This is a genomic window from Ruminococcus sp. AF31-8BH, assembly GCF_003460605.1.
Classification (GTDB): Bacteria; Bacillota; Clostridia; order Lachnospirales; family Lachnospiraceae; genus Blautia_A; species Blautia_A acetigignens.
Genome location: NZ_QTVN01000016.1, coordinates 56,283 through 66,920, shown reverse-complemented (window position 1 = coordinate 66,920; position 10,638 = coordinate 56,283). Strand labels below are relative to the sequence as shown.

The 10,638-nt window shown below is 46.3% G+C and carries 11 protein-coding genes; 1 reads left to right on the top strand and 10 read right to left on the bottom strand.

Annotation, left to right across the window (positions count from 1 at the left end):
• Window positions 1–252 (bottom strand): phage integrase N-terminal SAM-like domain-containing protein (locus DWZ38_RS22950; RefSeq protein WP_243000344.1); only part of this gene is annotated, 252 nt, incomplete at its 3' end.
• Window positions 253–524: 272 nt separating this feature from the next.
• Here DWZ38_RS22950 and DWZ38_RS17475 point away from each other — a divergent pair.
• Window positions 525–1,181 carry a hypothetical protein gene (locus DWZ38_RS17475; RefSeq protein WP_004851532.1) on the top strand — a complete coding sequence of 219 codons (657 nt, stop codon included), beginning with the start codon at window positions 525–527 and terminating at the stop codon, window positions 1,179–1,181.
• 65 nt (window positions 1,182–1,246) lie between these two features.
• Here the strand turns inward: DWZ38_RS17475 and mobQ are convergent, their stop codons facing one another.
• The 9 genes from mobQ to DWZ38_RS17430 all read right to left on the bottom strand — a co-directional run bounded on the left by mobQ (window position 1,247) and on the right by DWZ38_RS17430 (window position 10,636).
• Entirely contained in the window at window positions 1,247–2,746 is a 1,500-nt protein-coding gene (gene mobQ / locus DWZ38_RS17470; RefSeq protein ID WP_278309185.1) for a MobQ family relaxase, read from the bottom strand.
• Between the two features lie 241 nt (window positions 2,747–2,987).
• The gene (locus DWZ38_RS17465; RefSeq protein WP_117502899.1) at window positions 2,988–3,281 is read right to left on the bottom strand and encodes a DUF3847 domain-containing protein; all 294 of its coding nucleotides are present in this window, start codon (window positions 3,279–3,281) and stop codon (window positions 2,988–2,990) included.
• A gap of 152 nt (window positions 3,282–3,433) precedes the next feature.
• A complete protein-coding gene (locus tag DWZ38_RS17460) occupies window positions 3,434–4,282 on the bottom strand; it encodes a hypothetical protein (RefSeq protein ID WP_117457847.1) in 849 nt (282 codons plus the stop codon).
• Window positions 4,279–4,839, bottom strand: coding sequence for an RNA polymerase sigma factor (locus DWZ38_RS17455; RefSeq protein WP_117545665.1), 561 nt, complete (start codon window positions 4,837–4,839; stop codon window positions 4,279–4,281). Before DWZ38_RS17455 ends, DWZ38_RS17460 begins: the two co-directional genes overlap by 4 nt.
• A gap of 84 nt (window positions 4,840–4,923) precedes the next feature.
• Window positions 4,924–5,238, bottom strand: coding sequence for a hypothetical protein (locus DWZ38_RS17450; RefSeq protein ID WP_055061395.1), 315 nt, complete (start codon window positions 5,236–5,238; stop codon window positions 4,924–4,926).
• A 170-nt stretch (window positions 5,239–5,408) separates the two neighbouring features.
• Complete coding sequence (locus tag DWZ38_RS17445) at window positions 5,409–5,735, bottom strand: TnpV protein (RefSeq protein ID WP_117854359.1); 327 nt, start codon at window positions 5,733–5,735, stop codon at window positions 5,409–5,411.
• A complete protein-coding gene (locus tag DWZ38_RS17440; RefSeq protein WP_117854358.1) occupies window positions 5,732–7,603 on the bottom strand; it encodes a recombinase family protein in 1,872 nt (623 codons plus the stop codon). Before DWZ38_RS17440 ends, DWZ38_RS17445 begins: the two co-directional genes overlap by 4 nt.
• A 133-nt stretch (window positions 7,604–7,736) precedes the next feature.
• Window positions 7,737–8,576: a hypothetical protein gene (locus tag DWZ38_RS17435; protein WP_178105367.1), complete on the bottom strand. Its 840-nt coding sequence runs from the start codon at window positions 8,574–8,576 to the stop codon at window positions 7,737–7,739.
• Window positions 8,573–10,636 (bottom strand): transglycosylase SLT domain-containing protein, encoded by a 2,064-nt coding sequence (locus DWZ38_RS17430; RefSeq protein ID WP_117854356.1) that lies wholly within the window; start codon window positions 10,634–10,636, stop codon window positions 8,573–8,575. Before DWZ38_RS17430 ends, DWZ38_RS17435 begins: the two co-directional genes overlap by 4 nt.
• Window positions 10,637–10,638 lie beyond the last annotated feature (2 nt).

Sequence of the window (10,638 nt, the reverse complement as noted above, 5' to 3'; positions counted from 1 at the left end):
AAGAATCTTCAGCACCTTTTTATATAAGAACTTGATTGCAGACCGATAGTGATTGTGAGTTTCGGGAGACCTGCCTTCCAGACGTTTGGCAGTAAGAAAACTTTCCGCATCTTCAAGTGTAAGATCAGAAACATTTTTTTCGATCCAACGAAGGAAGTAACTGACATCAGAGCAATACAGTTGAATAGTTCTTTCACGCAGGTTACGTTTTTCCGCTTCATTGCGGATGGATTCAAAAATATCTTTATACATAATAAAACCTCCAGAATAAGTAGTGTTAATAATTACATCTACCTATTCGGAGGTGCGTTAGCGTCATAATTCCGATTGCGGAAGAGACTAGAAAATGTTATTCTTATCATAGGCAGTGGAGCTTTCTTAGTTCAGTTGTTTCGTGTGGTAACTTAACAATAACGGATTATGAAAAGTAATTCCACTGCTTTTTAATAAAAATAAAACTGCGCCACAGCCTTGGCAGGCCATCGCGCAGCGATTTTGTTCAATTGGAATTTGTGAGGGTAATTATGATAAATTTTTTGAATGATATAAGGAATGCAGAAAATCCAATATCCAATAATAGAAAACTTATAAATACCATAGCGATATTGTTTCTCGGAATAGCTTTGGGAACTTTCTCAAAATATCTGGATTTTCGTCAAACTGAACTTCCAGGTGTGCTTATGGCAATAAATGGAGTCTTAGATATTGGTAATTTTCTTGGGCGTTTTGCAATCTGGATATTGATTGCACTGTGTATTTCTATTTATAGCAATTCTGCAATAAGAGCAAGCATCAATGTTTTTGTATTCTTTGTTGGTATGGTTGCAAGCTACTATTTGTATTCAAACTATATTGCAGGATTTTTCCCAAGAAGTTATGCGATGATTTGGTTTGGATTTACAGCTGTTTCTCCATTATTGGCTTTTGTCTGTTGGTATGCAAAGGGGAAAAGCAAACTGGCATTTATACTATCAGCACTGATTTTGGCAGTATTGTTCAATATGTGCTTTGTATATGGATGCTGGTATTTTAATGCAAAATCTGTTTTGGAAGTGATAGTCTTTATTATTGGACTTATTGTTTTGAGGAGAGACACATTGAGGAGTTCTGCGCTAATGGGAACGATTAGTATAGTTCTTGCAGTTTTACTTGATATGGTTATTCCATTTCATTTTGGATAAACAACTTCCAGTTTATCAGAAAGCATTTAGGGCGGACAAGCAAAATGGCTTGCCCGTCCTTTTCTTTATCGCTCCTGTTCGTGCCGCTTGGTGCGGCTCTGCGTCTGCTCCGGCTGGTCGGCGCGGAGTGCAATATCCACGCATTTGCGGATTTTTTGAAGCTCGGCAACCTCGGCGCGGGTCTCTTTCAGCGTGTCATATTCCGCTTCCCGCTGTACTTTGAGGGCGGTATATTCTTTCTCCCACGCGGAGATCGGCAGGGTTTTCACGCCCTCCGGCAAATGGGCATGGAGATAGCGGTTTGCCGCGTCCCATAGGGTAAGCTCGGCTCGGCGGGCTTCCGCAAACTTCTCCTGTTTCCCTTTCCAGCGGATTTGCCGATACTCGTCCTGTATGGGCTTGTAGGTTTGATAATTTCTGCCGTACTCCATGAGTTTTTGCAGTTCTTTCATGCGCTGCTCGGCGGTTTTCATTCCCTCCCGGATTGAATAGGCTCTATCACTGACAGAGGAAAGAGAAGCGTCCAGCTCATCAAGATTAGAGATACCATGCTCGGAAAGATAGTTGACCGCCGCCGCTATGGTTTTCAATTCATCGGTTGCATGCTGCTGTTGCCAACGCTGCGAATACTTCCGGCTCTTTTCTCTCTGAACGCTCAAATACTTCATCAACAGATTTGCAAGGTTGGGAGATTGCGGCGGCTGCTTCGGGGCGGTTTCCCGCGCTTTGAACAGGTCGGCAATCCATTCCTTGAGCTTCCCAATCTGCGCCCGGATTTCACGGATAAGGCGGTTTGCCTTTTGGATATTTCGGTTCAGTTCGCCTTTCTCGGTGGCGATGCCTTTCTTCTCCATCTGGCAAGCTGCCACGCCCATGTGGACGGTGGGTATTTCGTCTATGCCGCGCTCGGCGTTGCTGCGGTGGTCGATACGCTCCGGGCTTCCGTTCCTCTCCAAAAAGTTGTTGGTAAAGTCAGCCCATGCCTTGCGCCACAAGAGGGTGTTGTCCTTGTCGTTCCAGCCTGTAAGGTCAACTTTGTGGGTTTTGTATCTGCCGCTTGGCAAGCGGATACGCTCGCCGTTTTCATCAAGGTCATATTCCTTTTTGGATTTCGCCGCCCATGCTCCGCGCTCGTCAAGTGGTCGCATGGTCAGCATGATATGACAATGGGGATTGCCTTTGTCGGTGTCGTGAATGGCATAATCAACGCACATTCCTCTGGAAACAAATTGAGAGGAACAGTATTCCCGGACAAGCCGGATCTGTTCCTCTCTGGATAATTCTATGGGGAGCGCTGCGTCAATCTCACGCGCAAGCTGGGCGTTCCCGGCTTTCTCGTAAAGCTCCACGCTGTTCCACAAGGTTGAACGGTCATAGAATGAGGGTGGCGCGTGGGGCGGCAGCATGATCTCTGTATGGACAACGCCGCCTTTGCGGGTGTAGTCATGGGGCATTCCGTCCCATTCGTTTGTCAGCTTTTCGCCGCTTCGGTAGGCGGCTGCGGCAACGGCTGATTTGCCTTTTCCTCGGCTCACAATGCCGATGTTCCAATGGTAAATGGCTATGGGTATCACCTCCCGGATAGGATAATAAAACCCGCAAAAATGGTACAGACGCCAACGGCGGGTGTACTGTTTTTGTGGGTGTGCAGGGATAGCCGCGAAGCGGCGCAAGGGGTGCAGCCCCTTGTTGCGGCAAAGCCGCCAATCGGAGCGCGGGGAAATCTCCCTGTGCGGAGATAAGCCCTCGGCAGAGCGCACACGCCCGTAAGGGTGTATAAGTGCGCCCTTAGTTCCTAAGGGATTTTCAGCTTGTCGTTTCCTCGGCTCGTTTTCTCAAAAACTCCCGTACCGGCTCACTCGTCAGTGCAAGCCTAAGAAGTGCTGCGGCTTCCTCGTCGGTCATGTCCTTTGCTTCCGGCACAATGCTTTCAAAGACCGCGCCCCGGACGATAAGGCGGTGGCTGCGTGTCCTGCGTTCCTCTTGGGACAGCTTTTGACGCAACACCTTTTCTCGGTTCTCAAACTGCCGGATTTTCTTCTTTCCGTCCTCAATCTCGGCTTGCAGTTCTTCGCGGGTTTTCTCTCTTGGCTTTGTCATGGTTGGGCGCTCCTTTCTGCTCATAAGCATAGAAAAAGGACAGTCGATTTTCTCGGCTGCCCTTGTAAAATAGAAAACTTATTTACTCTGCAAGAAGGTTTTGTTCGGATACTTTTTCATCAGAAGTATGGCTTGTTTGGGCGTGGGGCATATCAGTCTGAGTTTCCGTCAAAGTCTGTGTTATGATAGTGTTCATATAACCAGTATTTTCCCTCAAACTCAACGACAATGTTATCGCCGTACTGATAAACCGCAGCCCCTACAATATCATCATTTGCTTGGAAATTTTCTTTTGGTTCTTCCGAAGAACTAACTGTGTTTTCGATTTTTCCTAACAAATTGAAAGAACTTTTTTCATCTGCGAAGTTGGGTTGAGAGTCAACGATTTGATAAAGCGTATCATTTACATAGACCATAGGAGCAATATCTCCAGAAATGGGAACCAATGCCTTTAGCAAATCTTCTCCTGTTACACCTAATTGTGCTTCATCGCTTGCAAAAGGAATACGCAGCAGGTATTGTTGGTCTACTTCGTAAAGATATATATAAATGCCTGAGCCAACATCTTGTGTGTCACCTAAAAGAGAAAGAACATCTTCTCTTGTCATGGTCGGTGTTAGTTCTTTAATTTGCTCAGATGTTACCTGCGTCGGTGTATCGAGCGGTTTTTTGTTTTCTGGTATTAGACTAAGGATTTCTTCAGTCAACGGGTTACTTTCTCCTGCGTCAATCGTTTTTGCAGCTTCTTTTATTTCTTTATGAGAATAGTCGCTCAAATCTTCAACAGCAATGCCGAGAGAATTGAGATAATCAACCGCTGCATTATATTGAATTATATCAACGGCAAATGCGGTCAATGGTATCATCAAGCACAAGCAAGCTGCAATAGCCCCCCACTTTACCCAAATGGGCTTTTTGGCTTTCTTCTTGTAGTTGAGAGCTTCATCGACATATTTTGTATCAAGTTCGCTCATAGCGTCGGAAAACTTCTTTGCGTTCATATGAATACCTCTCTTTCAATCAAATATTGCTTCATCTTCTCGCGGATACGGGTCAGCCGGACAGAAATGTTTTTCTCTGAAAGCCCTACAAACTCGGCTATGTCCTTGTAGCTGTCAGAAAACCAATAGCGGCGCATGAAAATAACGCGGTTTTCGGTAGTCAGCGTGTCTAAAAATGCTTCAATGATACGGGCTAACTCTTTGGCTTCGATTTCTGCTTCTACTGTATTCGGGGCTGCTATACAGGCTTCAATTTCTTCCAAAGCAATCGTGTAATGGCTGCTCCGTTTGGCTGCTTCCTTTCTCCAATAGATTTTGAGTGAAATGTTCCGAACGATTTTAACAAGATAAGATAGCAGCGGGTTAGGTCGTGCCGGGGGAATGGCGTTCCATGCGCCTAAATAAGCGTCGTTTACACATTCCTCCGCGTCTTGTCTGCTGCCTACGATATGGTAGGAAAGATTGTGGCAGACCTTTCCGTATTTTATATCCAGCTCTCGTATGCCTTGTTCTGAACGTCCAAAAAACATTTCTATGATTTTTTCGTCGTCTATCATCTCACCGCCTCCTTTCGGGCTTCACCTATGTACTACGGTTTCAGCGGCAAATACTACATCTAATCCGAAACTTTTTCAAAAAAATTATAGCACATCTTTTTGAATAGGGTGTGTCAAGTTGCCGGAATGTTTCTTTGCCGCTTTGCTGGCGGCGTTCCTCCGTTCTTCGCTGTATGGGGCGGTCAGACGGAAAGAGAAACGCCCCTTTACAATCTCAAACTCCATGCAACCCGTTTCGGGGTCTGCGTCGGTCTGGCGGCACTGGTCGGGGTACTGTCCGGAGTAGGCGGCAAGCCGCTTCTTTAAGTCGGTGTTGTGTGTGCGGATATGGATAAGGGGGTCTTTCTCGTCAAACCATATATCGGTGGTCTTTTCCTGCTTCGTAAGCCCTGTTCTCATAAACTCTCCTTTCTGCGCCCCTGTTACGCAATAGGGGCATTTTTCGGGTGTTTTTCCCGGCTCTTGACTTGGGGAAAATGAGGATTTTCAAATAGAAAACGCTCCGGCGATACATTCCTCGTCCAGAGCGTTTCTATCGTGAAATATGGGATTTTTCCGGCTCTTGACGCTCATACATAGATAAGCTCAAACTTGACGATTTCCTCCGCTTGCGCCTTGCAGGTGTTCATCAGCCCCACCCATTGCATGGGGTCTGCGGCTTTCAGTTCCTCGGTTGCGCCCGCACCCTCGGCAAGCTGCGGGATAATGAGGTCAAGGCGGCGACGGACGGCGGCTTCAATCTCGGCGCAATGCTCATAGAGGGTTTCGCTTGCGACAAGGGCGTTGTAGAGATCGGGGCGGTAGCCCTCAAGATAGGCTTTCCGCAAGTGTCCATAATGCCCGATATAGGGCGGTCTGGCGGGTGAAGTAGTACCGTTGTCAATCAATCTTCTCATGCGCTCTTTTCTCCTTTCTCGTCTGCGACAGGGGGAAGTTTATGGGGCTTTTGCTCCTGCTCCCGTTCCCGCTGTTCTCTCCATTCTCTGCGTTTTTTCTCCATATAGCGGCGGTTGTATTCGGCTTTTTTTGCTCTGCGCCGTTCCTGCTCTGCCAATGCCGCTTTTTCTTCCTCTGTCAGTACGATTTCCTCATGGGGGATTTCTACCTTGCCGACAAAGTTAAAGAAAATCTCAACCTCCTGTGTGCGGCTCGCCCCTTTTCCCTCGGCTTGGTGGACAAGGATTTTTTCAACAAATTCATTTATCATGGCGGGGGTAAGCTCGGAAAAATCCGTATATTTTTTGACAAGAGTAAGGAATTTTTCAGCGTTGACGGTTTCCCGGCTTATACGGTCAAGCTCCTGCTCGTCTTGGGTAACGCTCTCGGTTAAACTCTCTAACTCCGCTTCAAAATCATGCAGCATTTGTTCAAAGAGCTTATCAGAAAGTCTGCCGTTTACATTGTCCTCATAGAGCTTGCGGATTAAGCGGCTCAATTCGTCGGCTCGTTTCTCGCTGCGCTGTTTTCTCTGCCGGATTGCCTTTGCCGCTTTCACCTGCCGCTCGCTGGAAGCAGAGCAGACCTGCTCCATAAATGCCGCTTCATTGTTCAGCGCGTAGTCGCATACTTCCTTGATAGCTTCAAGCAGAAGCTCATTTACAACGGCTGTGCGGATAAGGTGCGTCGTGCAGTATCTATTATAGTGCTGGTTGCCTAAATCATAACGGGAACAGTTGTACTCGTCGCGTTCTGGACGCTTCCTGCCGTTGGGTCGCCCCGCCCAGTCCCGCGCCAGTCCAGCCCCGCCCCTGTGGTTATACATCTTAGCCCCGCAATCCGCGCAAAACATCAAGCCCGTTAAAGGATTTGCCGCGCCTATGGTGTCCGTCCGGCGTATCGTTTTCCGCAAGCTCTGGACGCGCTCCCATGTTTCCTTGTCAATAATAGCTTCCTGCGTATTTTCAAAAATGACTAAATCCTCTTTGGGTGTCATTCTGGAGCGTTTGTCTTTGTAGCTTTCTTTATAGGTGCGGAAGTTTACTGTATGCCCCATATACTCCGGCTTGGATAGAATATCGGCAACTGTGCCGCCACGCCATGTGTACCGTTCAGCGGGGTTAAAATTAGACTGATGTTTCCCCACGCCGCGCTGTGCAAGATAATAGGACGGTCTTTCAACCTTTTCCAAAGCAAGGATACGGGCAATTTCATACGGGCCTTTGCTCTCCAACGCCATGCGGTAAATCCGGCGTACTACCTCGGCGGCTTCCTCGTCGATAATCCAGTGGTCTTTGTCATTAGGGTCTTTCTTATAGCCATAAATACAATGGCTGTTTGTATGCTTGCCGGACATTCCTCTTGCGTGGAGAACGCTTGTTATTTTTCGGCTGCTATCACGCACATACCATTCGTTCATAATATTCAAAAACGGGGCAAACTCGCTGCTTTCGCTCTTGTCGCTGTCAACTCCGTTTGCTATGGCAATAAAACGGACGCCCCGCTCCTTGAACATGACTTCTGTGTAAAATCCCACTTGCAGATAATCTCTGCCGACACGACTTAAATCCTTTACCAGCACATGGGAAACCTCTCCGGCTTCTATGGCTGCAATCATGCGTTTCCAATTAGGGCGGTCAAAGTTTGCGCCAGACCAGCCGTCATCAGTAAAGTGGACACAATTCGTAAATCCATGCTCCTTTGCATAATCTTCAAGCAGCTTCTTTTGATTGATTATACTGTTACTGTCGCCTGTGAGGTCGTCGTCGCGGGAAAGACGCTCGTATAGTGCGGTTATCTTGCCGTTGTCCGTTTTCTTTGCTTTCATTGAAAAACTCTCCTTTCTATGGGCGATTTCTTATCCCCCTTTCACAGCATATAGCTTCTTTTACAAAATTAGGTGGAATGATATATACCTCTGAATGGTCATTTTGTGCCATTTTTGTGAAACTCCTTTCCTGTTATCTCTTTTTAGACCATATCAGGCCACCGATTGCGGCAATTAGAACCACCCCTATACCGAGCAGTATAAATGGATTCTTCTGTTTTACTGCATCCACGATATTCACCTCCTGTGCTTGATTTTCTAAAATTCCCTCTGTCTCCTCTTCCTGTCCTTTCTCCTGAAGCACATTCATTTCATCAATAGGATTTTCATTTTTCTCTGCAACCTGAGATTCTTCCCCTGCTGCATGGATATTATCTAAAACGACTTCTGTTACTGTAATCTTTTGCACCAGGAGACCTTCTTCTGGAAGATTCTGATACATATTCGAAAACTCTGTTACAAAAGACAGATCTCCTTCTGTTGCACTTACAGACAGAATCCGATAAGTTCCACTTCCAGTGGACAGATTCCACTCATAGAAGTTGTCCGCATTTAGGAATACAGTTTGGGTTACTCCATTTTGTTCTTCTAAAACAACCTCTATCGTACCTGCAAATCCGTCAAAAACCCGTGCCCGAAATGCAATGACTGCCGGAACCTGTTCGGTACCTGTATAATTATCCTCCAACTCTGCTTCCATGGATTCCGAGCGTCTAAGGATAGCGCCCTCTTCATCAAAGAGCACATATTTTCCAGCTGGATTGACGGTATCATAGCCCCAGCCATTCCGAAGCATTTCTCCACTTTCCAGATATCCATGTCCGTCATCCCAGGATACAATCTGTGGAAGATCTGTAGCATTCTGCGTGTCAGTGTTTGCAAGTACCGTAATTGGCATTGCCAGTAATGCAGAAGAATATAGTCCCATAAGCAATCCATATTTCAAGTGTCCGTCCATACTCAACCCTCTCATTTCCAAATGATCCAAAAGGCTCCATCTGCCAGGTCACGGCCGTAAGAAGCAATCGTTTCCACACTGTACACTTTTCCAGTACGTTCCCTGCTGGCACAATCGGCAATGGTGATATAGCCATCTTTGGTAACACCAGTCAGAACAATAAAATGCCCGCTTCCACTGCCCGTGATCGTGTAGGCCTCACAAATTTCCACCACTATTTTTCCGTCTTTCAAGGCATTTACAACATCTCCCATTCGGTCTTTTCCCACTCTTTCACAGTTAAGTCCCCAGTGGTGAGCGGCATTCATAGGGAAGGAATGAGCGGTTCCTAAGCCATATACATACTCACCATTAGCAATGGAGTATGCACAGGTCATTTCCGGTGTTACGGTTTGTCCTGTAAATGTTGATATTACGATAGCAAGAGAAGTCGGACCACAGCCAGATGCTTTTATTGTACTAGGACCATAAGACATAGTTGCCCAGGGATCTTCTCCCTGGTTATAATAAACAACCTTTTTGACACCTTTTCCCACCGTATCATAGATGATAATATCCCCGGTCGCGTCAATATTGCCGATATAGGTATCACCACCACTGGTTCCGCCAGTCAGAAAGTCCGTCCAGTGAAAGACATTGAAAAGGGCATTTTTGACAGCTTCTACACCGCTTTGCAGATATTCCAACAGCTTTAATACAAAATTGAATGTGCTTTCATTTGTCACATATTTATATTGATAGCCGCTGCTGCCTGGCAGCTGTGTGTTCAAGATCAATGCCAGAGTGTATTCTACAACCTTTGTCGTTACCGTCCGCTTTTCTTCCCAGGCATTGCCTCCCTGCTCCAGAACCTGCCGATAAGTCTGTTCATCTGTCTCTGCCCGGCTTCCATTCACTTCCAGACAGTAGACTTTCTGTTCCATTTGGCCGTCCCGTTCAGCTGTTACAGTCCACGAAAAAAAGCTGTCCACATTTTGTGCGACAGCCTCCTTTAACACCTGATATGACTTCTCCAGGGACTCCTGATCTGTTTTTGTTTCTGTGGAAGTACTGGATGTACTATCGTGAATCTCGACAAGCCCTAACACTTTCTTGACATAGGCCTGGGTTTCGGAATATGGCGGTACTTGATAACCATATTTGATAACTGCATAAGGTCCTGCATTATATCCAGCGACTGCAAGCTCTAAGCCATTGGAATAGCCTTTAAATTGCTCTACCAGCTGGCTGATGAATTTGGCTCCGCCCATAATATTCTGGTACGGATCATAAGGATTGGATACTCCAAGGGAAGCCGCCGTTTCCGGCATAAGCTGCATTAAGCCTATTGCCCCAGCACCTGATACCACATTCGGACTGAAATCAGACTCCGTTTTACAGATTGCAAGAAGCAGCGCCACAGGTACATTATAGATCCTGGCAGCTTCCTGAAAATAGGCATCATAAGGGCTGGAAAGATTAGTGTCCATATCAAGTCCCAGGACATTTGAATATCCAAGGAAAGAAGATATGGTGCTGTTGTCGCATTTATCCATGAGCATAACAGACAGATAATAGGATAAGCTTCTTTTTAGTTTTGTCTCAAACTCATCCACCACAACCAATGTAGCATCAGCATATTTTTCCATCTGGTCTGCCTGGATTTCCTGCAAATGTAAATCCCTCTGCTGTCCTATGATCTGCAATATCTCATTCTGATAGTCTGCGTTTTGCAGAATTTGCTCCGCTCTGCTTCTGATATTTGCAAGCTGGTTGGACTGTGCCTCATTTGCATAGGAATCCGCGTTGGCAAAACCCAGATAATGAAATATAATTCCAATCATGTTTGCAATAATAAACATCCACAAAAAAAGAAATAGAAATATAGCACCAAACACCTTCCAAACTGTTTTGCTGCCAGCCAAGGTTCCTACTAATGTTCCAAGCGGTCCTGCCATGGCAGTCCCGGCTGCCGCACCAGCAGCAGTTCCCCCAGCTTTTACAGCAGCCGATACCGCATAAGCAGCCTGTGCCGAATGAGCAATCATTTCACACTCCCCATCAAGCAGGGAATTCTCTTTTCTCTCCTCATCCATAG